Here is a 23,520-nt window from a genome sequence, read left to right as displayed (position 1 = left end):
TGTGCCTGCCAGATGTGTCCCACCGTCGGAAAGTCGGTGTCCGCATACACAATGCCTTCTTTTCCCGGTACATAAGGAAGGGCTGTGGCCACCCCGGCAATCGCCTCAGAGGCTGAGGACAGGACCGCAATTTCGTCAGGCTCCGCCCCAATGAGCTTGGCAAAATGCCCTCTAGCCTCCTCCAAACGTGCCATAGACAGATCGCCGTTATGACCGTGTTGCAGCAAACTTCGATGATATTCCTCAATGGCAGCGGAAACCGGCCTTGATACGGCCCCCTGGGAACAACTCCCTACATGGATATGTGAGGACAGCACTGGAAACAGCTGACGGTAGGACTGAAACGGATGTTTCATTTTTCCCTTCGCTCCTCCTGGGCACACCAACGTGCCTTGATATGATCATTTTATTATCCATATAAGCCACCTTAGAACAAGGGCCTCTCTTCCCATCTTCCCGCCGTTAACAGACGATAGACGCAAAGAGAGGCCCTGAGGGATCATATACAAAATCATAAATTAATGCACGCGTTTGCGTCCAAACCAGCTTTTAAGTACCAAGGTTGCCAGAGCAAGTAACAACAACAACGAGGCCACCGCAAAAGATGCCGAGAACTGATATTCGTTATACAAAATTTCTACATGCAGCGGCAGTGTATTCGTCTCTCCACGGATATGTCCAGAAACGACGGACACTGCACCGAACTCACCCATGGCTCTCGCATTACACAAAATGATGCCATACAACAAACCCCACTTGATGTTCGGCAGCGTCACTTTCCAGAAAATGCGCCAGCCGCGCGCGCCCAGCATGACCGCCGCTTCTTCCTCCTGCTGTCCCTGATCTTCCATCATTGGAATGAGTTCTCGCGCCACAAATGGAAAGGTGATGAACAGCGTTGCTAAAATAATACCAGGCAAAGCAAATATAATTTTAATATCATGCTCGTCCAACCACGGTCCAAGCCAGCCCTGTGCGCCGAACACTAATACATACATCAGCCCTCCGACGACAGGAGAGATGGCAAAGGGTAAATCAATTAAGGTGACCAGCAAGCCTTTGCCGCGAAATTGAAATTTCGTGATCAGCCAAGCGGCAGCTACACCAAATACCGTATTCAGCGGTACCGTTATCGCTGCCACCAGCAGCGTCAACCGCAATGCGGACATGGCATCCGGGTCCCGTAACGCTTCGACGTATACGCCCCATCCTTGCTTGAGTGCTTCGGTAAGCACGACGATTAGCGGCAATACCAGCACCCAGAGCAAAGCTAAAAAAGCAGCACCAATCAGCGTCCACTTCACCCAAGCGGCCTCGGTCGTGACCCTGTTGGGCGGTACAGATGAAGGCACTGGTGCAGAAGCAAGCTCCTGCCCAGTTATCGCTTGTGACATAATCTATCCCTCCTTAGAACGTGGGTATCATGCGCAGCCCTGCATGTTAACATTAGATAGTCACATTAGACAGTTGCGTTTAGGCAGTACGCCGTCGTGACCAGCGCTGAATGCTGTTAATCACGAGTAACAGCACGAATGAAATTACCAACAGCATCAACGCTACTGCCGTAGCTCCTGCATAGTCATTTTGCTCCAGCTTGGACATTATGAGCAGTGGAGCAATTTCCGTCTTCATCGGCATATTGCCAGAGATGAAGACGACAGAACCATACTCGCCAATGCCACGGGCAAAGGCGAGCGCAAAACCCGTCAGCAGCGGTGGCACCAGCTCCGGCACAATAACGCTGCAGAAGATACGCCATCTGCCAGCTCCCAGCGTAGCAGCGACCTCCTCCTCATCCTTGTCCAGCTCCTCCAGCACCGGCTGCACTGTCCGTACAACGAACGGAATGCCAATAAACATCAATGCTAGCGTAATCCCCGTCTGTGAGTACGCCATCCTCCATCCAAGCGGTTCAAACAATGAACCGATCCAGCCGTTCTGCGCATACAGAGCAGTCAAAGCAACCCCTGCTACCGCAGTAGGCAAAGCAAAGGGCAGATCAATCACCGCATCAAAAATTCGTTTTCCCGGAAACTCATAACGCACCAGCACCCAAGCTATCAATAAACCGAGAAACAGGTCGATCAGCGCCGCAGCCGCAGCACACAAAAAGCTTACCTTGTAGGAAGCCAGCACCCTAACATCAGTCGCCACGTCCCAAAATTTCTCCCACGTCAGTCCAGTTGAATTCAGAAGCAGTGCCGATAAAGGCACCAGCACCACCAGACTGAGATACAGCACACTATAACCCATTGTTAACCCGAACCCGGGAAGTACGCGTTTTCGAGTGGCTTGCACTTGATTCATGTTCTGTCCATCCCTCTCTGAATCCATTCACTATGACACTCGCGGCTACCGACCCAATCCCTACACAGTCCACCTATTTTATGAACTGCCGGGTACATAAATCTGGTCAAAAATGCCCTTGTCACTGAAATGCTTCTGCTGCGTCTCCTTCCATGTCCCGAATACATCCTTCAAGGTCACGAGCTCCAATTTAGGAAATTGATCCTTGAACTTTGCCGTCACGCTCTCCAGTGTTGGGCGATAATAATTTTCGGCAGCAATGGTCTGCCCTTCTTCACTGTACAAATATTTCAGGTATGCGTCCGCCACCTCGCGTGTACCTTTTTTATCTACCACCTTATCAACTACCGCTACCGGTGGTTCCGCCAAAATACTGATCGACGGATACACGATATCGAATTTGTCCGCACCCAGCTCCTTCACCGAGAGCAGTGCTTCATTTTCCCAAGCGATCAGTACATCGCCAATTCCACGCTCTACGAAAGTCGTTGTCGCTCCACGTGCTCCGCTATCCAGTACCGGCACATGCTTATACAGCTCCTGTACAAACTGCTGGGCCTTGGCTTCATCGTTATTGTTCTTCTTGAGCGCATAGGCCCAGGCTGCAAGATAGTTCCAACGTGCTCCACCCGAAGTTTTAGGATTCGGTGTAATAACTTGCACATCGCCACGGATTAAATCGTCCCAGTCCTTAATCCCTTTCGGGTTCCCTTTGCGTACCAGTAACACGATGGTTGAAGTGTACGGGGCGCTGTTATGCTCATATTTACTTTGCCACCCCTCTTTAACGAGTCCTTTTTCCTGTAGCGCATCAATATCATAGCCCAGGGCCAGAGTTACCACGTCCGCGTCCAGTCCGTCCTGCACAGAACGACTTTGCTTGCCAGATCCTCCGTGAGATTGCTTGATCGTAACCTTCTGCCCTTTCTCCTTCTCCCAATGGGCGGCAAATGCTTTATTATATGCCTCATACAGCTCACGGGTCGGATCATAAGAAACATTGAGTAACTCCACGTCCTTGGAACCGGCAGCAGAGCTACCATCCGCCTGCGTCCCTCCCTTGCTTGCCCCGCAAGCGCTTAGCATAATCGTTAAAACCAAAGATAGTCCGAGAATAAGTCCACTTTTCCATTGCCTCTTCATCAAGACACCCCGAATTCTATGTAATTTGTATTCATTTACGCCTGTTATTGACAGACATAATCAAAAAAAGAGCGGAGAATTCCCTGATGCAGCCCTGATAGGTCAAACCTGTCACGTGGACAGTGTCTGCCTGCTGTTCCTAGAGGTTCTCCGCCAAAATGGCGAGATCATACATTAATTCTTTAATTCCTACCTGTTTAATGAGTTATATGGATATAATACGAGAGTTTAGGAGTGATGTCAAACCTTTTTTTGGTATGTATCATCTGGACTTTTCTTTCTTTAGAGGGGGGCAGTCAGAAACATTATATATGTTTCCGACCGTTTAGAGGTCATTTACACACGAAGTACGACTTAGTTGGCAACCGTTTCAAGATTAATCGAAAAGACTCCAAAAAGCTTCGGATTGTCCGTAGCTCTTCTCAACCACAGTTCACCCGATCCCACCATGACTCCCTGATAATTAACAAACAAATCATCTGTCTTTTGATTCACCAGCGCCTCGCGAATTGCGTCCGTAAAAATCTGATCATACTTGGCCATAAAATCTTTCTTATTCGGAATCGTTAGCGACTTTTCACTATCATTAACACGCAGAGGGTACAAAATATAATTGGCCACTTTTTCCTTGTCATTGTCGGCAACTGCCTTCTGCAGCGCTTTGAACGTGTTCAAAAACGCTTTAGGATCTTGAATACCTGCTACCTCAAATGGATTTTGCGATGGATTGGAGGCTGCCGGAGAAGAAGATGTATCCGATGAAGCAGATGGAGCTGAAGGAGTTGATTTTTGTGCATCAGTACCGCTGTTTTCTGCACTCTTGCTCTCTTTCGCTGCTTTGTCACTTTGGGCTGAACCGCTACGACTACCACCGGCTCCGTTCTCGATCACACTTGTACTGCTTCCAGTATCAATGGTTTCAGCATTCTTATCCTGACCACAGCCAGTAAGTGCTACAAAGGTAAGTGTAAGTAAAATGGCTGTGAGTGACAGCCTCCGTGACATCTTTTGATTACCGAATTCATGGTTTTTGGGCACAACGGGTCATCCTTTCTGCTTTCTGCTCTGACCTATTCTGTTCATTAAGTCTTCAACCGTTCTATTGTAACATAAGTAGACTAATGACCGCATGTCGTGCCCTTTCTGGAAGGAGCTTACAGTGTAATATATGCGAAGGTTTTAACGTTTCCTTGCGATCCATCGTCCGTACTTACTTTCAAAATCATCTCTTTCAAGGAGTCATTTGCAGCTTCATCCTGTCCCTCTGGCTTTACAAACACCAGATCGTGGCGTTCTCCCGGCTGCAACGTTCGGCTGGAAAACCCGCTCGTTGGCCCTTGCAAGTCTAATCCATTCGCACTATTGAGCTTGTATTGTACGGGTTGCTTACCTGTATTCTTGATACTGATGTACAGCTTGCGTTCCTCTCCACCATTTGATTTCCTCCTCTTCTTATCTTTCCTTCAGTCGTCACCGTGATTGCACAGATGGAACGGCTTATCTTCTATAAGGAAGCGATTCAGCCAGGTCATTTTATATATAAAATCGGGTGCCGATTCGATGAATCCATTCACAATGTCCAAGGAGCGTAGATTTTTCAGGTTTTGTAATTCAGGAGGCAACGTACGGATTCCGCTATACTGAATATCCAGATACTCCAGTTGTTGCAGCTCTCCGATTTCAGGAGGCAAATGCCGAAATGCCAGCTCCGCCTTGGGAATCACTTTGAAATCTGGGGCCGGACGATCATAGCATCCACAGCTGATCCTCAGGTTTTTGAGATGGGTCAGCTTGGCAATGTCAGCGGGTAGCTCTTCCAAATCCGCTACTTGTATCGTCAGTGACTCCAACGATTCCAATTCAACAAAGCGTGCGGTAGTGTTCGTATATCCTGCTCGAAAATAGTCAGATGCTTCAGGGAATACAATTCTCTAATCCGTTCCGGTATCTCCCTCAAGCCAAACCGCATAAGCTCTACTCGATCCGGTTGATGCCGAATAGCATCGTCCAGAAAAACATCTATATCCTGATGATATTCAGGTTTGTGAATAAACACACCAGGTATAAGCTTCTCCAATTCATCCGCTTCTTCTGTAGCCATGTTTAGTCCACCTATTCGTTCGTGAGCTATGTTAATGATCCAATCCCTTCCCTCCGCATTCTGGAAGCACAAATCCTCAGGTAATTGGGGATGTACCCAGGAAAACAAACTAGACGCCGCCTGCTTTAATAATCCCCCTGCCTCGGGCGCACACTGGTATCGGTAAAATGTTCCTTGTGTGTAGGCAATGGAATGGATGCCCCTAATTTCCTCATAAGAGTGTGTGGACAGCATAAAAGGATTCAATTGCTGTAACAATTCCTTGAACAGGACATCCTGGTCGATCACCCCATTCTCATCCTCTGTCGCCCATTTATGTATGCCCAGCATAAACGTGTCTGCCCGTTCCATAGCATAATCAATCAGTCTTTCATAGGCTGCTCCCCGGACATCGCTGTATAATCTGAACATGTCTCTCCCCCTCTGTGCAACCCTCGGCCTTACAATAAAAAAAGCCGAACTCATATCTATTATGAGTCCGGCTGTCATATTTTTCAAACTTGATCAAAGACACTCAACACGACTTTATAAATATGGCTTATCGCTTACTCTGTCACTGTTCCGTAGATTAGCACTGGCGCTTCCGCGTGATTCGCGTAGATTTTCTCCAGCACTTGGGCTACATCTTCACGGTTCGCATGAATAGTAACCAGTGAATCGCCTTTTTGAACAGCATCCCCGACCTTTTTGTTCAGCATCAAGCCGACAGCCAGATCAATCTCGGATTCTTTGGTCGCACGTCCTGCTCCAAGCAACATCGCTGCGGTACCGATTTCGTCAGCCACGATTTCAGCTACCACACCGTCCTGCTTCGCAGGCACCTCAATAAGATACTGTGCTTGCGGCAAGCGTTCAGGATGATCCACTACAGAAGCGTCACCGCCCTGATTCGCAATAAACTCTTTGAATTTCTCCAGTGCTTTGCCATTGCGAATGACTTCTTTGAGCTTCTCTTTGGCGTTTTCGAGAGATTCTGCTTTCCCTGCCAAAAACACCATCTGACTGCCCAAAGCCATACACAGCTCTTCCAGATCTTTTGGTCCTTCGCCACGCAGCGTATCAATCGCTTCTTTCACTTCCAGCGAGTTACCGATGGCCAGACCCAGCGGTTGACTCATATCGGAAATGACTGCCATCGTTTTGCGACCCACATTGTTACCGATGCTCACCATCGCATGTGCCAGTGCTTTGGCATCATCTACGGTTTTCATAAATGCGCCTGCACCTGTTTTTACATCGAGCACGATGGCATCAGAGCCGGCAGCGATTTTCTTACTCATAATCGAACTGGCAATCAGCGGAATCGAGTTGACCGTCGCCGTAACGTCACGCAGGGCATACAGCTTTTTGTCCGCAGGTGTCAGGTTGCCGCTTTGTCCGATGACCGCAATTTTGCTGCGATTCACCAAATCCACAAATTCGTCCTTGCTGATTTCGACGTGGAAGCCTGCAATAGCCTCCAGCTTGTCGATTGTTCCTCCGGTATGTCCGAGGCCGCGGCCTGACATTTTGGCTACCGGAATGTCCAAGGCCGCTACGAGCGGAGCCAGTACCAGCGTTGTTGTATCACCCACACCGCCAGTGGAATGCTTATCGACCTTTACACCTTCAATCGCGGACAGATCAATGGTATCACCCGAATGAACCATCGCCATCGTCAGATCAGCGCGTTCGCGTTCAGTCATATCTTTGAAGAAAATGGACATCGCCAATGCACTGACTTGATAATCGGGAATTTCACCCTGAGTGTAGCCTTGGATAATAAAATTAATTTCCTCCGTACTCAGTTCTTTTCCGTCACGTTTTTTCTCAATCAAGTCTACCATTCTCATATGTCATTTCTCCTCACTGTGCGTATGATCGTTTACAGAGATACTGCTGTATCCAGTGCAACTTCCATCATTTCTTTAAAGGTTGTTTGCCGTTCTTCTGCGGTCGTTTCTTCCCCCGTCAGCAAATGATCGCTTACCGTCAGAATCGTCAGTGCGTTTACACCAAACTTGGCTGCCAACGTGTATAAAGCCGAAGTTTCCATTTCTACACCCAGCACGCCGTATTCCATCAGCTTTTGTACCACTGATTTGTCATCACGGTAGAAGCTGTCTGAGCTGAATACATTGCCGACATGCATGTTCAAGCCTTTGGCAACACCGCGATCATAAGCACCCTTCAATAGATTGAAGCTGGCAATCGGCGAGTAATCGTAGCCGCCAAAGATATGGCGGTTCATGCCGGAATCCGTACAGGATGCCTGTGCCAAAATGACGTCACGAACGTGCACATGCTCCTTCATTCCGCCGCATGTACCCACGCGGAACAGGTTTTTCACACCATATTCGCTAATCAGTTCGTTGACATAAATACTGATAGATGGCAGCCCCATCCCGGTTCCCTGTACAGATAGGCGTTTGCCTTGGTACGTCCCCGTGAATCCGAGCATTCCGCGAACCTCGTTGTAGCAGGTCACGTCCTCCAGATACGTTTCAGCAATAAACTTAGCCCGTAACGGGTCTCCTGGCAGCAAAATCGTTTCTGCAATTTCTCCGGGTTTGGCTCCAATGTGTACACTCATGTTTTTTTATTCCTCCGTCCCATTTGTCCATGCTTGTATCGTTATTTATATCGTTACTAGTAATCCTGCTTGTACTCTTGCTGGTCCTTGATTACTGAAGGTCTGCCAAAAAGCTCGTTCCGTGTTCAGGCAGTTTCACACCAAAGTTATCCGCCACGGTCGCTCCAATATCAGCAAAGGTTTTACGAACCGCAAGCTCCTTGCCCCCAGCTGTAAAACGCGGGGAATATGCCAGCAAAGGTACATATTCGCGGGTGTGATCCGTTCCCCGATACGTCGGGTCATTCCCATGGTCCGCAGTGATGATTAGCAGATCGTCATCGGTCATTTTGGCAAAAACCTCTGGCAGACGCGCATCGTAATCGTCCAAGGCTTGACCATACCCCTGCGGATCACGACGGTGACCGTATACAGCGTCAAAGTCCACCAAATTCAGAAAACTTAATCCGGTGAAATCCTCATCGAGCGTAGCCACCAGCTTATCCATGCCGTCCATATTGGACACCGTACGCACCGCCTTCGTCACACCCTCACCGTCATAAATGTCGGAGATTTTACCCAAGGCGATCACATCTAGACCTGCATCCTTCAGCTCGTTCATGGTGGTGCGACCAAACGGTTTGAGCGCATAATCATGTCGGTTGGAGGTACGAGAGAAGTTCCCTGCCTCGCCTACGAACGGACGTGCAATAATGCGACCCAGCATGTACGGATCTTCCAGCGTGATTTTACGGCAGAACTCGCAAATCTCATAGAGCTCTTTCAAAGGTACAACTTCCTCATGCGCCGCAATTTGCAGCACAGAGTCCGCCGAGGTATAGATGATGAGCGCTCCAGTTTTCACGTGTTCTTCGCCCAGCTCATCCATGATTTCCGTTCCGCTGGCCGGCTTATTGCCAATAACTTTGCGGCCTGTGTGCTCCTCAATGCGCTGAATCAGCTCATCCGGGAACCCATCAGGAAATACACGGAAAGGAACAGCAATATTCAAGCCCATGATTTCCCAATGACCCGTCATCGTATCCTTGCCATTGGACGCTTCCTGCATCTTAGTGTAATACGCAAGCGGCTTGTCGGCCGCTTCCACACCTTCTATGGAACGAATATTGGATAGACCGAGCTTACCCATATTCGGCATCTTTAGACCACCGCGTTCGCGGGCAATATGACCGAGTGTATCTACATCGTAATCATCAAACTGGGCAGCATCCGGCGCTTCGCCGATACCAACCGAGTCCATAACCACCAAGTGAATTCGTTTGAATTTAGACATCATAAAAATCCTTTCCTAACTCGCTGTTTTTTTTACAAAAACAACCCTGCAATCGTTGCCGACAGCACGCTAACCAGCGTTGCCCCGTACAACAGCTTCAGACCAAAGCGGGCCACCACATTTCCTTGTTTTTCATGCAAACCCTTCACAGCCCCGGAAATGATACCGATGGATGAAAAGTTAGCAAAGGATACGAGGAATACCGATACGATCCCGACCGTGCGCTCCGACAAGCCTGTTTGCTTGGTCAGATCAAGCATGGCCACGAATTCGTTGGACACGAGTTTGGTAGCCATAATGCTGCCCGCCTGAACGGCTTCGTTCCACGGAATACCCATGACAAAAGCGAAAGGCGCAAACACATATCCAAGCAGCGCCTGAAAGCTGATTCCAAACAACCAAGAGAAAATCCCGTTAACCATGGCAATCAGCGCCACAAAACCGATCAGCATCGCAGCTACCGTAATAGCAACCTTGAAACCGTCCATAATATATTCCCCGAGCATTTCGAAGAAGGACTGCTTCTCTTCCTCCTGAACTTCCAGTAAATCGTCTTCCTTCTCAATCTTGTACGGATTAATAATGGAAGCGATAATAAAGCCGCCGAACAGGTTCAATACCAAAGCTGTGACCACATATTTTGGGTTTAACATTTGCATGTAAGCTCCCACAATCGACATGGACACCGTTGACATCGCAGACGCACACAGCGTATACAACCGATGTTTTGGCAGCAGACCAATTTGCTTCTTAACGGAAATAAACACCTCGGATTGACCCAAGATAGCCGAAGCTACAGCGTTGTAGGATTCCAGTTTACCCATTCCGTTTACTTTGCTCAAGACAAGCCCGATATATTTAATAATAAAAGGCAACACTTTTACATATTGCAAAATACCAATCAGCGCAGATATGAACACGATTGGCAGCAGTACACCGATAAAGAACGGGGCTGCTCCTTCATTCGCAATTCCGCCAAAAACAAAGTTAATCCCTTCAGTTGCATATGCCAAAAGACTATTAAAACCTTTTGCAAAGCCTTTGACCAGAAATTCGCCAATTCCTGTATTCAGCAATACGAAAGCAAGCGCTGCTTGCAGAACAACCATAACTATCAGCGGACGATACCTGATTTTACGCTTGTCACTGCTGGCAACGTAAGTAAGTGCAAATACAACGAGCAGTCCCACCAGAGCGATTACATATTTCATTTAATTTCCCCCTCATTACATTAAGCGCTTACATTCCCCGTAAAAAGAATGCGCTCCAAAGAGGCATTCTTTTTTTATTTCCCCAGATCCGCAGGTCGAAAAGCACCCGGCAGTAATTGATCCACCGTCCACTCTTCCGTGTTGCCATGAAGGTTTGTCAGATAAATTTTGGTATCTTGATGAGCAAATTCGGAAATAACCTGACGACAGGCTCCACATGGAGACACAGGCCCTTCCGTATCAGCTACTATCGCAATCGAATCAATTTGACGGCAGCCTTCGGATACCATTTTGAAAATCGCTGTCCGCTCTGCACAATTGCATAAGCCGTAGGAGGCATTTTCCACATTACATCCGTGATAAATCGTGCCATCGCTTCCGAGAACCGCAGCACCCACCTGAAAATTCGAATACGGAACGTATGCCTGTTTACGCGCCTCAAGCGCTTTCTGAATCAATTGATCCTTCATCGCGAATCCCTCCATGACTTTAAAATAAACTTAGTAGGAAGATGTAGACTGCTCGCCCTCGATGATCTTCACACCGGAACTTGCACCGATCCGACTTGCGCCAGCTTCTACTAATTTTTGCACGTCTTCCAGACTGCGTACACCGCCTGAAGCCTTAACACCAATCTCAGGTCCTACCGTTTTGCGCATCAAAGCCACATCTTCCGCAGTAGCTCCACCTGTTGAGAAGCCTGTCGAGGTTTTCACAAAATTCGCTCCCGCTTTGACGGACAGCTCACATGCCAGTACCTTCTCTTCGTCTGTTAGCAGGCATGTTTCGATAATCACTTTTACCAGTGTACCAGCAGCTGCCTCCACGACCGCACGGATATCCTGCTCGACGAGCTGTACATCACGTGCCTTCAAAGCGCCTATGTTAATAACCATATCGATTTCAGTCGCACCGTTAGCAATAGCATCTTTCGTTTCAAATGCTTTCGTTGCGGACGTGCTTGCTCCCAGCGGGAAACCGATAACTGTACAGATAGCTACGCCTGTGCCTGCGAGCTGTTCTGCTGCATAAGCTACCCACGTCGGGTTCACACATACAGAAGCAAACTGATATTTTTTTGCCTCGGCAGTCAATTTCGTAAATTCATCCTTCGTCGCATCTGCACGCAACAATGTATGGTCGATTAATGCTGCAATGTTCATATCTAAAAGCTCCTTCATTAGATAAATAGTGTGAAGACAAAAGTCCTTTATTTCTCTGTGATGAGACCATCATAGCACGCCTTTGAACATATGTAAAACACATTTTGAAATTATGTTCAAGCTTATGCGCAAGGCGTCACCTACAATTCATATTACCCTGTAGGGAAACGCCATAACCGTGTATTTTGCTGGATTGAGAAAGACTTGCTCTATTGTAAAAGTGCTTGTGCCGTAAACTGATCTGTCACCAAGATATTCGCATACTTGCCACGCAGCGATGCCCGAATGGCCTCCACTTTACGCTGGCCTCCAGCGACGAGAATGGACTTCTCCTTCTTTCGCAAATCAGGCAAATCAATCCCGACGGTACGGCTATTGATTTCCTGACTGCATATGTTGCCCTCAGCGTCAAAAAAGCGCGAGCAAATATCGCCCTTGCCGATTCTTTGCAGTAGCTTCTGCTCTTCCCCGTTAAAATAGCCCAATCGGAACAGCAATGCATCCTCCTTGACCGTACCCACCGTAAACACAGCGATGTTCGCCTGCTTGCCAAGTTCAATGATACGCTGGATATGCCGATCCTCCTCGACCATTTTCTTAACAGCGTGACTGTCGAAAATCACAGGCAGCGGCAAATACCGTGCTATAGTATGAAAGGCTTCTGCGAACAAATTCACGGTTTCCACGGCATATGTGTTGACATGTGAATGGCTCACGCCTCCTTTGAGCTGAACCACCTCAACACCCTTGACCTGCTTTTGTTGGAGATGAAGCGCTACGGCATGCATCGTTGTTCCCCATGTCACTCCAATAATATCAGCATCCTGTACCGTTTCATGCAAATAATCGGCTGCTTTTTTGCTGATATGCTTCTTGATCTCCTGATATTCATTTAACGGCGAATAACAGACTAACACGGTATCCAGTCCGTACTTCTTCTTCACCTGCTCTCCGAGCGCGTCCATATCCTCCATCGGGTCCACAATACTGATCCGCACGTATCCCTGTTCCTTGGCAGCCTGCAGTAACCGCGATACCGTAGGACGCGAAACCCCGAGTCTGACCGCGATATCTTGCTGACTGTAGTCGTTTAGATAGTATAATCTGGCTGCCTCGATACTTAATCGCTGCTTTTCATGATCCATTCTACCTCAACCCGCTTATCTTAAAATGTAGTGCCAGCGGACACAGCTTTAGTCCCAAACATTATATATGAAGGGAAACTTGAAGCCACGCCTTGGCCGTTTAGTTGTTAATTTGGAAGATTTAACTGCTCGTTTGTGATATTCTGTGATTAACTACAACTACTTTACCGCATCCTCAACTTTATCGTTCCATCTGTCAAAACGCAATAGTTAACCCATTTTACCGCTCATTCACAACCTGTGATGGCTTATTTGAATATGTAAGGAGAATTGCTATGTCTGAATTTATTGTGTGCAGTCTGGCGGACAAAAAGTTCGCTTTAAACTTTGTGGAAGTAGAAGAAGTCATGAATGCCAAAAAAGGAACGCCGCTTCCCTTTTCCGAGGCGTGGCATGAAGGAATGGTGACTATTCGCGGCAATGTATTTACGATCCTTAATTTACGCAAAAAGCTGTTTCTTCCTGCATCAAGCGATTCCGCCGAGGACAAAATGATTTTGCTCAGTCGTGCGAAGATTGCTCTGCTTGTTGATCAGGTGGAGGACACGGCTTCTGCCGAGGACAGTCAGCTACAAAGCAATGAGGAAGAGTGGCAGCGCGAGTTGTTCCCTACTGTGATGGAGCATCAGGGTACCCTCATTCCGGTGATCGATATGGACGCTTTTCTTGCATCCACCAAGACAAACTAAAACGCAAAATACTCCCAAACCTTGAGCCGGCTTGCACTCATCGTTCGGGAGTATTTTCAGTTATTGGAGTCCCTGCCCCTCTTTCATGTGAACCAGCGTGTTCAGCTGCTCCAGCAACGTATTCCCGCCAGTCAGCGAAATCGTGCCAATCTTCTCGCAGATTTTTTCCATGAATTCCAGTTCTTTAAGACGAAAGAGGGTGGCATTCTCGTCCATCAGCTTGGCCGTATTGAGCAGACTACGAGTGGATGCCGTCTCTTCACGTCGTGTGATGAGGTTGGCCTGTGCCTTCTTCTCTGCCAACAGCACGGTATTCAGAATATCCTTGATATCCCCCGGCAAAATAATATCCTTCACCCCTGCTGACGTAAAAGTCACTCCATATTCGCCGCTCTGCTCATTCAGTCGAGTCAAAACATATTCCGCAATCTCCTGCTTCATTTTCAGCAAATCATCCAGCTTCATCGTGCCAACATATTCGCGTAGCAGCAGTTGAAGCATAATATACATTTGTTCCTCGTATGCCCGGAATTCCAACGCCCGCAACGGGTCGATGATACGGTACTGACAGACGAAGTTGAGGCGCAGCGTGATTTTGTCCTCTGTCATGATTTCCTGTCCCATCAGGTCCATCTGCTGTTGTCGCATATCTATCGTTTTGATCTCTGTATTCACTGTGGACATCCAGAAATAATATTTGCCCGGTTTCAGCTCACCCTGCAACACATTATCGTAATACAAAAATCCCAATTCATAGCTGCCCACCTGAAGTGCCTTCCAGAAGCCCGGTGTCTTGGACAAGAATGCTTGCCCCAATGCCTTATCAATCGCAGGCTGCCGAGTATCTACACGAACAAAACGATGTTTCTTGAGCATGTTCCAAAAAGCATATTTCCCTGCCGTCAGTAGCTCCACAAATCGATTATCCTCATAATGCAACACATATTCATGGTCCTCTACATCAATGACATTCAATTGCTCAAGCATTAGGGGATCTGTCAAAAACAAACGAATGTCATGATCAGGTACAAAAAAAGGTTCGGCTACATTCAAAATTTCAACTGCTTCCTGCTGAAATATTTTCAATAGGTAAGTTCCTGGGTGCAACAACTTGTGGTAGCTTCCTTTTTTGAACAGCAGCCCGCGCTCATCAGATTTAATCGTTATCTTTTTAAACATCGTATCACTCCTAGTATTTAAAATCCTCAACTTAAAAATGTACATTTCCGCGTGTAGCGGCTTCACGGTCCATTTGATCTTCCGATCGCTGTTGCTACTGAATTTTTAGAATGGATAAACCCGTTAAAGGGTTAAATTCAGTGGCAAAGGCGAACGCTTCGCTTCTTCAGATTCAAATGGTCCGCTCCGCTGCTGCCCGCCTTAAAATCAACACACTTTTAAAATGAGGATTTTTTATTTTTATTTGTTGTAGTAGGGTTAGTGACCCTTGCAGAGCATCCCTCCGGTGTGGACGGCGGGGTCAAGCTTAAGGAAAAAGAAAGATACCGCCTGTTTCCGTGTTCTAGGGATGGAATTCATCAGCCCAACATCGATTGTGAATCTGTATCCCCGAAGCCTCGAACCCTGTCGGCGCTTGCTCTCTCCGGTATCCGCTGGCCGCATAGCCATCGCCCCGGTACCTGTCATCGAGACCAGACATGGGATGCTCTTATCCGGGTCTTTTCATTGTTTTTATTCGATCATTCGAATACTCTACCAGAAGTCGCGTGGAAGGCGATTGGGAATTGAACCCTAATGTTGGTGGATACATCAGAATTACAGGATACCTGACCCCATCAGGGCAGGCACTGCGGGACCTTTGGAAATCCACGCCTCGGTAATATCTTCCTGTATCAGCCTTTATCATTATCGCGCAACCTGGAACTCACGAACATGGCGAAAGTATTACGACCCTATAAAAAAACAAAAAAAGACACAGGAGAAGCGTATTTGCTTCCCTTGTGTCTTTCTTTCTATAGTTAACTGTCGCGTTCGTATCTTAGGCCTGATCCACTAGGATGTTTTTTCGAAAACGGGATCAACGCTCGGTAACGGAAGTTGTGGAACGTCTGTCGTTGTAGAAGCAGTCTGCTGGTGTGTATAGCTGAATGAAGGGGTCTCATATTGCAATCCCGCCTTTTCATAGGTAAACCAATAGCTGACAGCCTTCCCGATATCGAGGTCTGTAATCCGCTGCTCCCAGACACCGCCGTTGTTTGTCATTCGGTAATTGAGCTGTTGTCCACCAGTTAAAGTATAATGCACGTCAACATAGGCCGAGGCTGTTTTGGGTGTAAATTGAAGCAATGCTTCATGATCGCTGACAAAGCGAGCTCCTACTTTATAATCCTCCGTTTCTCCGCCACCCTCATTACCGCCAGATGCTGGCTCTGTCGTTACCCCTACCGCATTGCTTGCTGCAGATAGGTTACCAGCTGCATCGCGAGCCTTAACGGTAAAGCTGTAAGTGGAAGCTGCATTCAGCCTTGTAATTGAAGCGGAAGTACCACTTATCTCTGCTGCCTGAGCCCCGTCCTTATAAACGATATAACCCGTAACGCCAACATTGTCTGTAGCTGCATCCCACTCCAGAGTGACCGCCGAAGCCGTTTTGGTCGTAGCTCGAACATTCGCCGGGATGGATGGAGCCTCCGTATCAGGTTGCGGATTGCCACCGCCGCTTCCATTTCCGGTATTAAAGGTATTCGGCTGCACGGTAATAGTGTGCCCATCTGAGAAGGTTACCGTTTTAACCTGGTTTGTAAAATTGTAGGCCACATAAGTTTTTACACCGTTTTTATGAAATACGGCATAAATAGGTGAATTAGCGGTGATGCTGTGGTCGATGTTGCCTAAAGCATCCAAATTGTAGATCCAGTGGTAGGCATTCGCCTTGGAATTCCCCGCTTCCGGTGTCATGGCCGCTACGCGTGCACTGAATTTGGCCTTGGCATCGGACGGGTCCGAGATCGCTCTGTACATATACACAATATCTTCCCATGGACTGAAATTCCCACCGCTTTTTCGCAGCAGATCGTTATAATTTTTAGCTGCATAATCTGAATACTGCGTCAGATACAAGGAAGCCGAGGTGATCGGTAGCCAGTTGATACCATGAACCTCTGCGGCATTATTGGTCCACCATGTTGCATTCCCTACCGTTTTACCACCCCAGATCATGCTTGCCGTCGCGCTTTGCATCCCTGCAGGGGTGTTTGTGCCATGCACATCAAACCAGTATTCGTTAATCGCATTCATTTCCGTTGTATATAGATAAATGCCCAGATCACGAGTTTGAGTATTTCCCGTCGCCTCGCCCCATAAAATAAGACCTGCCCAAGCATTCATCGCTTCCGAGGAGGATTCATTGTTGTTGCCATCACCAAATTTGGCATGGCCGGAAGCCCAGGTGTGCCCGGCATAGGGATCAAAATTACGCAAATACGGAAATTTCGAATCAGACCTGTCGGTATTGGCGATGTCACGAATGAGCAACTGTACCATCTGCCCCCATTGGGAATTGGATGCCCAGCTCTTGTCCACACGTGCAATTTCGGCCGCGGCCTTGATAAAGTATCCATAATGGAAGTGATGGTCATTTAATTCTACCGCACTGCCAAAGCTGTCGGGATAACCGATCAACGTCCCCCAATTGTTGTTATACACAAATAGACTGGAGCTTTTCAGATTACCCGAGCTGTCACTGGCCTTAAACCAGTCCTGCAGCCGGCTTTTGATCTCATTGCGGAACTGGGTCGCTGCTGCGGTATTGCCAGCCTGGTCGGCAATCGGCGCCAGCGCTGCTAGCTTGCCCAGACGTTTTCCAGTCCAGTACGTGTCTCTATCGCCGGAGTAGACTTCCGCTTTCGCTTCGTCTATATAACTGTTGAGCGTATTTTTATCGTAGGACCCCAAGTCGGGCAGGGAAGGCAGTACCCCTGTAAACTTCATTTTCGTTTGAAAAGAAGCACCTTCTGCTGTTTTCATCAGACCGCGTACAGAATTGTACGTATAGCCTAGCAGGGGTTGTGATGAATTTTTCCACTGATGCGGGTATAAGGCAAAAATAGTACCGCTTTGCGTGCCTTCCTTCGCTGTTGTCGCAACAGTAAAGGTGGTCGTCACTTCGGAAGAGGCTTCGTTATAGCTGTACTGTGCTTTGGAGTTTGTAACGAAAGAATAGGCGTATTGCTGAAATTTGTCCAATGTCGCGGTTGTTTTGTCAGGCAAAGCCGCCACTGTAAAATAGTTTTTCCCGTTCAATTGATTGATCAGAGTACTCGTTCCGAGGCCAGACCAGGTGCTGCCGGAAGGACCAAACAGACCATAGTGTGAGCCATTAACCGTAATGCCAAGCACAGGGGAACTAGCTGACCCAGACCAAACCTCTGGCACCCCATTAAATGAAAGCTTGGGATTGCCACCGCCAAACTCAAAAAAAACATAGGGGGAGCCGTGTCCATAGGTAGCACTCATTTTATTGCTGCCGCTTTGAAATAATGATTTGACAAACCAGTCACTGAAACCGTCCACCTTGGCATCTGGAAATGAAGCGCTTACAGAATGGCCGACGGAAAAATCGTTCACATCATCCATCCAACCTGCGATGTATCCCGGATTTACCGTAATTTTCCCACTCGGGTTAAAGATGCGTAAACCGTTTTGCTGATTTTTCAAGGCAAGGGGATGCGGATATTGAGCCTCGGAGTACGGTACCCAGGCGAGGCTGCTCCACCAGTCATTGGTAGGCATTGGGCTGTTTACATTCGCTGTTTTGTAAATCTCGTTTTGCGGTGTTGCTGCTCCGGCAGGTAGTGTGGTTGAATATGAGCCAGCGCCTTGTGTGACCTCACCCGAAAAGGCTTTAGTAGAAACCGGTGCAGCTAAAAATATCAGACTGGCACTTAACAAGCATAATAACGTTTTTTTCACAACCTACATCCTCCTTTGAATTCTATAATCCCTTTCACTGCAAGGCTTTTCCCTTCTCTTCCAAGTTGATTTCAACTTCATTGTGCTTGATCTCAATTTCCAGGTCAATCCTTTTATTTCTATATTCTAACTAAACGAGGCGAAAGTCTCTAAAAATACATAAGAAACCAGGACGAAAAACCCAAGCGTGTGTAATTATGTTATCTCGAATTCACCCCATTAGACATTTACCCTATGAGTTATTCATCCCATTAATCATTCACCCTAATAAACGTTTAGTATATAAAAAAAGAATCCTCCAGGCCTTTTAGCCCTTCAGATTCTCTGTTCTTTTAAGTATATGAGCTTTTGAGCTTTTGAGTATTTAAGTCCTTTTGCCTTTCCCATGCTCCACACCATTTCGAAAAAATGAGTGACTTTGCGGTGGGCAGTAGCGGAGCGAAGGGGTTGAATCTGGAGAAGCGTAAGCGTTCGCCTTTGCAGTGGGATTCTTACCTTTAAATGTCTTATACAATCCGAAGAATCCCACTGCAACAGCGATCGGAAGATCAACCCCTTAGTGGAGTGCCTTCTCCCCCGCAAACAACACTCATTTTTCCCGCTCAAAATACCCTTCTAGTTTCCAGTCTACACCAACTTGTGTCACGCTCAAATCATGCAATGCCACCGCATCGCTCATCGCAGACACGCCCTCTCCCCCGAGAAATCCCGGGGCTGCGCGTCCTCCAACCAGCTTTGGTGCCATGTACAGCACCAGCTTGTCTGCCAGCCCTTGCTGCACGAAGGAAGCGTTCACCTCGGCTCCGCCTTCTACGAATACTGATGACATCTCCGCTGCCCCCAGAATATCCAGCATTTGCGACAGGTTAACCCGATCGCTGTTTTCATCCTGAGTCGGAAATACCTTTACACCTAGCTGTTCCAACTGGCTACGCTTGCCTTCATCATAAGCGCGTCCTGTGAATATCCAGGTAGGCGCCTCCCCATCTGTAATGACACGGGCATCCAATGGAATACGAAGCTTGCTATCCAAAATGATACGAATCGGATTCCGTCCTTCTGGTAGACGAGTCGTAAGCTGAGGATTATCGTGAATCACCGTCTGTACACCGACCAGGATTCCCACATGCTCGTTACGAAGACGATGCACATCCTCCCGTGCAGCCTCAGATGTAATCCATTTGCTTTCCGAGGTCCGGGTTGCAATTTTACCGTCCAGTGTTACTGCCGATTTGATCGTAATAAAAGGACGCTTGCTCACAATATATTGATTGAACACTTCATTCATGCGGATGGATTCCTGCTCACATACTCCGACAATGACCTCAATGCCCGCATCTTTCAAAATCTGTACCCCTCTGCCGGAAACCAGCGGGTTCGGGTCCAGCGCTGCAACCACCACCCGACGAATGCCTGCCTTCACAATGGCTTCCGCGCACGGGCCTGTCCGACCGTGATGGGAACACGGCTCCAGTGTTACGTAAATTGTCGCTCCCTGAGCGTGTTCATCCGCCATACGCAACGCATGAATCTCGGCATGTGGCTCGCCGGGCTTCAGATGAGCGCCGATCCCAACGATACGACCGTTGTTGACAATGACTGATCCGACAAGCGGATTCGGTTCGGTTTGCCCTTTAGCACTTCTGGCATTTTCCAGTGCCAGGCGCATATATTTTTCGTGAGTGGTCATAGAACCTCCCTGAGATCGGAATCCCGCAAATGGCCGGATCGTTCCACTTTTGTATTCAAATACCGTTCATTATATTGCGACACATCGCCCCAGAGCGGCATGCGACCCGCCACATTCATACCCGATTTCTTCAAGGCATCCAGTTTTTTGGGATTATTTGTGATCAGGGTTACTGGTTTTTGTCTCAGGTGACGGAGCACACTAATGGCATCCGCATAGTTGCGTGTATCATCTTCAAAACCCAATTGATGATTGGCTTCTACAGTATCCATGCCTTCTTCCTGCAGAATATAAGCCATTGCTTTACTAAACAAACCGATTCCGCGGCCTTCATGGTTAGCCAGATAGAACAATGCACCCGTTCCATGTTCCACAATCATTTTCATGGACTGGTGGAGTTGAAATCCGCAATCACAACGCTTGCTACCAAAAATATCTCCAGTATGGCAAATACTATGCATGCGAACTAATGCATTTTCCGACTGTTGAAGATCGCCATACACCAAAACGCTTGACTGTTGTCCCTCTGCCAAATCCAGTGTGGACAATCGCTTCACAATCATCTCAGCGGTGGCATTCAGTAAGTCCTGACGATCTTCCTCATCCCGTACAGGCAACCAGCAGTACCACTGAAAAACAACCGTTTCTCCTTCCATATTAACTGGCAGCTTGATCGGTCCTACTAAAATCGTCGAAGATTGCTCTCCGCGAACGGTTTGAATTTTATCGTTAAGTAGCGTAGCTACATCTTTTTGGTTCATCTCTCTGCACCATCCTTTATATAAGCTCTATATAGAAAATGCCTCATTACTCATAGGCTAATCGTTATTGTCAGGGTCATAAATCATTGAACTATGTGTAAGAAATGTTCATGAAACGTGGATTCCATCGTCAGCTGCCGTCCCTGAAGCTCGGTGACAGCCTGTCGCCGTCCGTCTTCGAACGCCTTTAGGTCTCCTGCGGTATAGCTCTTCTGTCGTAAACGAAGAAGCTCACTGGCTAGCACATCGGCATCCTTCAAAGCTGCATTCAAGCCAAAAGCTCCGGTAGGTGTCATGGTATGCGCCGCATCTCCAATAAGGACCAGCCCGTTCTGCGCCCAGGTGTCACTGCGACTGCTGAAAATATCCAACGGTACGAAGTCCTTCCATGAACGAATGTGATCATGCACACTATGCTTCAAATCCGGAAAAGCCTCGGTAAACCGTTGTATAAAGGGTTCAAAAGATTGCTTAAACAGGGTTGAAAAGCTACCTTCCTCCACATTCCAGCCAATTTGAATATAGCCCTCAGCCTGCGAGAATAAAGCCAACTGCCCTCCGTTGACCCGTGCCAGACGAGTGACGGGCTCCCACCCAGCAGGTGCTGTGATTTTCGCCCATAGCAGATCATAGCCGTGTCGAATGTTTGTCACAGGCATCTGCGCCAGCTTGCGCACAGTCGAATAGCGACCGTCTGCCCCTACAATCAACGAACTGTCAATCGTGATCTCATGACCGTTCTTATCGCGGGCGGCCAAGCCCGTGTACCCCTGCTCGCTGTTACCTTCCAAGGTAGTCACAGTTGTACCCGCCAGGTAACGGAAGGACTCGTAGGTTGACGCCTGCTTGAGCAGAGCCTCCAAAAATCGAGGCTGTGGAATATGAACCCCCACATTACCATCTACTGATGCTGGCTTGACCGTCTTCACTTGCTGCTGATGCTCCCAATATTCGATTCTTGTAGAGGCGAGAACATAGTCCTTATGAATTTGTTCGAGCAGCTTATGCTTTTGGATCACTTCCTGACCCTCATCATTCAAGATTTCACCGCGGAAAGCCTTTCCCGCTATGCTCTGCCGCTCAATCAATATCGTGGATACACCCTGCGCCGCCAGTAGACAGGACAACAAAGTTCCTGCGGGTCCCCCTCCAACTACGCACACTTCACATTCCAACTTCATCTGACTTCCCCCTACGCCCAAACCATCACCATAACGGTTAGTTCGTATCTGTTCATTTAATTACATCATTAATAATATCAAAAATAATATCAAATTAAGTTCAAATTTTAAGTATTCATATCTCAAGCTCCGTATCAAAGCCAACAAGTTACTTTATGTAACAAAGTATATTTATATCACACCATTTCGTCAAGTAATAAATTTATGTAAAGTAAAATCATTTACTTTTAACAGTGGATCGTTAATAATAGGAGCATGAGGTGATCACATGAACATTCCGCAGATGTGCCCACGGTTTGAAAAAGCTATGGAGCTACTGAGTAAGCGTTGGACGGTGTTGATCGTATTTCAACTAACCAATGGTCCGCAACGTTTCGTCGCTATTGAGAATTCAATCCCTAATTTAAGTGGAAAGGTCCTTTCCGACCGTCTAAAAGAGCTGGAGGAAGAAGGAATCATACAACGTATGGTTTATCCTGAGAAGCCTGTACGGATTGAATACTCTCTTACAGATAAGGGACGCGATTTAGCTCCTTTGTTTGACCATATCGGTACTTGGGCTACACGCTGGATTGAGGTTCTACCAGCACTTGAAAAGCAATGATCCATATGGGCTACAGCTATTTTCCCTAAACTAACATGATAAAAACACACAGACTGCTAACATGCCAAAGAACGCCTTTGCTCTAAGTACAATTTGTACTCATAGTGCAAGGCGTTCTATTTTTCTATGAAGGAACTTTATTGATTCACCTACATATCGATTCCATTATTTAAACGTTTCCCTCACCGCTGCGTTGCATTTCCTCACGAATGGATTGCACCCGTTTTTTCCCCCAGTCATACATCATCTCCACAATGGGTAAAATCGTCATCCCCAGCTCGGTCATCGAATACTCCACCTTTGGAGGTACCTCGGGATACACTTCCCGGTGCACAATACCGTCCTCCATCAACTCCCGCAGCTGATTGGTTAGCACTTTATGCGACAGCTTCGGAAACAGCCTTTGCAGGTCACTGAAACGGTGCGCCCCTTCTACACCCAGATGCCATAAAATGACGACCTTCCACTTTCCGCTTAAGACCGAAAAGGGTCAGTTCCTTTTCGCAATTATAGTCTCCGTTGACGATCTTCTCACGTATTTCTTCCCTTAGCGTATCGGACATATATCAATTAACCCCTTCTAAATCATCATGGTCTTGCACTCTAATAGTAACCTGCAGGTAACCTCCGTACTTGAAAGTGCATTCTTCACAGCCTGACGAAGCCATCCTACAATAGTAGATATCGTTTCACATTCAAGGAGGAATGAAGTATGAGTAAAAAAGCTCTTTTTATTATACACCCAGAG

The 23,520-nt window shown here is 47.5% G+C and carries 22 protein-coding genes and 1 pseudogene; 2 read left to right on the top strand and 21 right to left on the bottom strand.

What is annotated here, in order from left to right; genetic code table 11:
• The 15 genes from GRP75_RS08270 to GRP75_RS08205 form a co-directional block, all read right to left on the bottom strand.
• On the bottom strand, nucleotides 1–356 hold a 356-nt coding region (locus GRP75_RS08270; protein WP_160789064.1), incomplete at its 3' end, for an aminotransferase class V-fold PLP-dependent enzyme.
• 162 nt (nucleotides 357–518) lie between these two features.
• Complete coding sequence (gene cysW / locus GRP75_RS08265) at nucleotides 519–1,394, bottom strand: sulfate ABC transporter permease subunit CysW (protein ID WP_160789063.1); 876 nt, start codon at nucleotides 1,392–1,394, stop codon at nucleotides 519–521.
• Between the two features lie 79 nt (nucleotides 1,395–1,473).
• The gene (gene cysT / locus GRP75_RS08260) at nucleotides 1,474–2,307 is read right to left on the bottom strand and encodes a sulfate ABC transporter permease subunit CysT (protein ID WP_023990375.1); all 834 of its coding nucleotides are present in this window, start codon (nucleotides 2,305–2,307) and stop codon (nucleotides 1,474–1,476) included.
• 78 nt (nucleotides 2,308–2,385) lie between these two features.
• Nucleotides 2,386–3,450 carry a sulfate ABC transporter substrate-binding protein gene (locus GRP75_RS08255; protein WP_023990376.1) on the bottom strand — a complete coding sequence of 355 codons (1,065 nt, stop codon included), beginning with the start codon at nucleotides 3,448–3,450 and terminating at the stop codon, nucleotides 2,386–2,388.
• Between the two features lie 354 nt (nucleotides 3,451–3,804).
• Nucleotides 3,805–4,488 (bottom strand): hypothetical protein, encoded by a 684-nt coding sequence (locus GRP75_RS08250; RefSeq protein WP_023990377.1) that lies wholly within the window; start codon nucleotides 4,486–4,488, stop codon nucleotides 3,805–3,807.
• A 116-nt stretch (nucleotides 4,489–4,604) separates the two neighbouring features.
• Nucleotides 4,605–4,793, bottom strand: a complete 189-nt coding sequence (locus GRP75_RS08245; RefSeq protein ID WP_231517203.1) for a hypothetical protein — start codon at nucleotides 4,791–4,793, stop codon at nucleotides 4,605–4,607.
• 120 nt (nucleotides 4,794–4,913) lie between these two features.
• The gene (locus GRP75_RS29580) at nucleotides 4,914–5,300 is read right to left on the bottom strand and encodes a leucine-rich repeat domain-containing protein (RefSeq protein WP_237448961.1); all 387 of its coding nucleotides are present in this window, start codon (nucleotides 5,298–5,300) and stop codon (nucleotides 4,914–4,916) included.
• Nucleotides 5,288–5,962, bottom strand: a complete 675-nt coding sequence (locus GRP75_RS29575) for a hypothetical protein (protein WP_237448960.1) — start codon at nucleotides 5,960–5,962, stop codon at nucleotides 5,288–5,290. Before GRP75_RS29575 ends, GRP75_RS29580 begins: the two co-directional genes overlap by 13 nt.
• 134 nt (nucleotides 5,963–6,096) lie before the next feature.
• Nucleotides 6,097–7,383 (bottom strand): pyrimidine-nucleoside phosphorylase, encoded by a 1,287-nt coding sequence (locus tag GRP75_RS08235; RefSeq protein ID WP_160789062.1) that lies wholly within the window; start codon nucleotides 7,381–7,383, stop codon nucleotides 6,097–6,099.
• A gap of 32 nt (nucleotides 7,384–7,415) precedes the next feature.
• Complete coding sequence (gene deoD / locus GRP75_RS08230; protein ID WP_023990381.1) at nucleotides 7,416–8,123, bottom strand: purine-nucleoside phosphorylase; 708 nt, start codon at nucleotides 8,121–8,123, stop codon at nucleotides 7,416–7,418.
• Nucleotides 8,124–8,214: 91 nt separating this feature from the next.
• Nucleotides 8,215–9,399: a phosphopentomutase gene (deoB, locus tag GRP75_RS08225; protein WP_023990382.1), complete on the bottom strand. Its 1,185-nt coding sequence runs from the start codon at nucleotides 9,397–9,399 to the stop codon at nucleotides 8,215–8,217.
• A 29-nt stretch (nucleotides 9,400–9,428) separates the two neighbouring features.
• Nucleotides 9,429–10,607: a NupC/NupG family nucleoside CNT transporter gene (locus GRP75_RS08220; RefSeq protein ID WP_023990383.1), complete on the bottom strand. Its 1,179-nt coding sequence runs from the start codon at nucleotides 10,605–10,607 to the stop codon at nucleotides 9,429–9,431.
• Between the two features lie 74 nt (nucleotides 10,608–10,681).
• Nucleotides 10,682–11,077 carry a cytidine deaminase gene (locus GRP75_RS08215; RefSeq protein WP_023990384.1) on the bottom strand — a complete coding sequence of 132 codons (396 nt, stop codon included), beginning with the start codon at nucleotides 11,075–11,077 and terminating at the stop codon, nucleotides 10,682–10,684.
• Nucleotides 11,078–11,107: 30 nt separating this feature from the next.
• Nucleotides 11,108–11,770 carry a deoxyribose-phosphate aldolase gene (gene deoC, locus GRP75_RS08210; protein WP_025722509.1) on the bottom strand — a complete coding sequence of 221 codons (663 nt, stop codon included), beginning with the start codon at nucleotides 11,768–11,770 and terminating at the stop codon, nucleotides 11,108–11,110.
• Between the two features lie 209 nt (nucleotides 11,771–11,979).
• Nucleotides 11,980–12,915, bottom strand: a complete 936-nt coding sequence (locus tag GRP75_RS08205) for a DNA-binding transcriptional repressor DeoR (protein WP_023990386.1) — start codon at nucleotides 12,913–12,915, stop codon at nucleotides 11,980–11,982.
• A gap of 275 nt (nucleotides 12,916–13,190) precedes the next feature.
• On the opposite strand from GRP75_RS08205, the gene GRP75_RS08200 reads away from it, so the two are divergent.
• Nucleotides 13,191–13,604 (top strand): chemotaxis protein CheW, encoded by a 414-nt coding sequence (locus GRP75_RS08200; protein WP_023990387.1) that lies wholly within the window; start codon nucleotides 13,191–13,193, stop codon nucleotides 13,602–13,604.
• A gap of 60 nt (nucleotides 13,605–13,664) precedes the next feature.
• Here the strand turns inward: GRP75_RS08200 and GRP75_RS08195 are convergent, their stop codons facing one another.
• The 5 genes from GRP75_RS08195 to GRP75_RS08170 form a co-directional block, all read right to left on the bottom strand.
• A complete protein-coding gene (locus GRP75_RS08195; RefSeq protein ID WP_160789061.1) occupies nucleotides 13,665–14,783 on the bottom strand; it encodes a slipin family protein in 1,119 nt (372 codons plus the stop codon).
• 834 nt (nucleotides 14,784–15,617) lie between these two features.
• A complete protein-coding gene (locus GRP75_RS08185; RefSeq protein WP_076160675.1) occupies nucleotides 15,618–18,536 on the bottom strand; it encodes a glycosyl hydrolase in 2,919 nt (972 codons plus the stop codon).
• A 589-nt stretch (nucleotides 18,537–19,125) separates the two neighbouring features.
• Nucleotides 19,126–20,226: a bifunctional diaminohydroxyphosphoribosylaminopyrimidine deaminase/5-amino-6-(5-phosphoribosylamino)uracil reductase RibD gene (ribD, locus tag GRP75_RS08180; RefSeq protein WP_160789059.1), complete on the bottom strand. Its 1,101-nt coding sequence runs from the start codon at nucleotides 20,224–20,226 to the stop codon at nucleotides 19,126–19,128.
• The gene (locus GRP75_RS08175) at nucleotides 20,223–20,987 is read right to left on the bottom strand and encodes a GTP cyclohydrolase II (RefSeq protein WP_160789058.1); all 765 of its coding nucleotides are present in this window, start codon (nucleotides 20,985–20,987) and stop codon (nucleotides 20,223–20,225) included. Before GRP75_RS08175 ends, ribD begins: the two co-directional genes overlap by 4 nt.
• Nucleotides 20,988–21,070: 83 nt before the next feature.
• A complete protein-coding gene (locus GRP75_RS08170; RefSeq protein WP_160789057.1) occupies nucleotides 21,071–22,168 on the bottom strand; it encodes an FAD-dependent monooxygenase in 1,098 nt (365 codons plus the stop codon).
• A gap of 268 nt (nucleotides 22,169–22,436) precedes the next feature.
• On the opposite strand from GRP75_RS08170, the gene GRP75_RS08165 reads away from it, so the two are divergent.
• Nucleotides 22,437–22,772, top strand: a complete 336-nt coding sequence (locus tag GRP75_RS08165; RefSeq protein ID WP_023990392.1) for a winged helix-turn-helix transcriptional regulator — start codon at nucleotides 22,437–22,439, stop codon at nucleotides 22,770–22,772.
• 169 nt (nucleotides 22,773–22,941) lie between these two features.
• On the opposite strand, the pseudogene GRP75_RS08160 reads toward GRP75_RS08165, so the two are convergent.
• Nucleotides 22,942–23,335, bottom strand: a pseudogene (locus GRP75_RS08160) (winged helix-turn-helix transcriptional regulator).
• Between the last annotated feature and the right edge of the window lie 185 nt (nucleotides 23,336–23,520).

The sequence above is a fragment of the Paenibacillus sp. OT2-17 genome (assembly GCF_009827695.1).
GTDB classification, from domain to species: Bacteria; Bacillota; Bacilli; order Paenibacillales; family Paenibacillaceae; genus Paenibacillus; species Paenibacillus polymyxa_B.
Note: the sequence above shows the minus strand (reverse complement) of the source record. Positions and strands in the feature narration are given on the sequence as shown.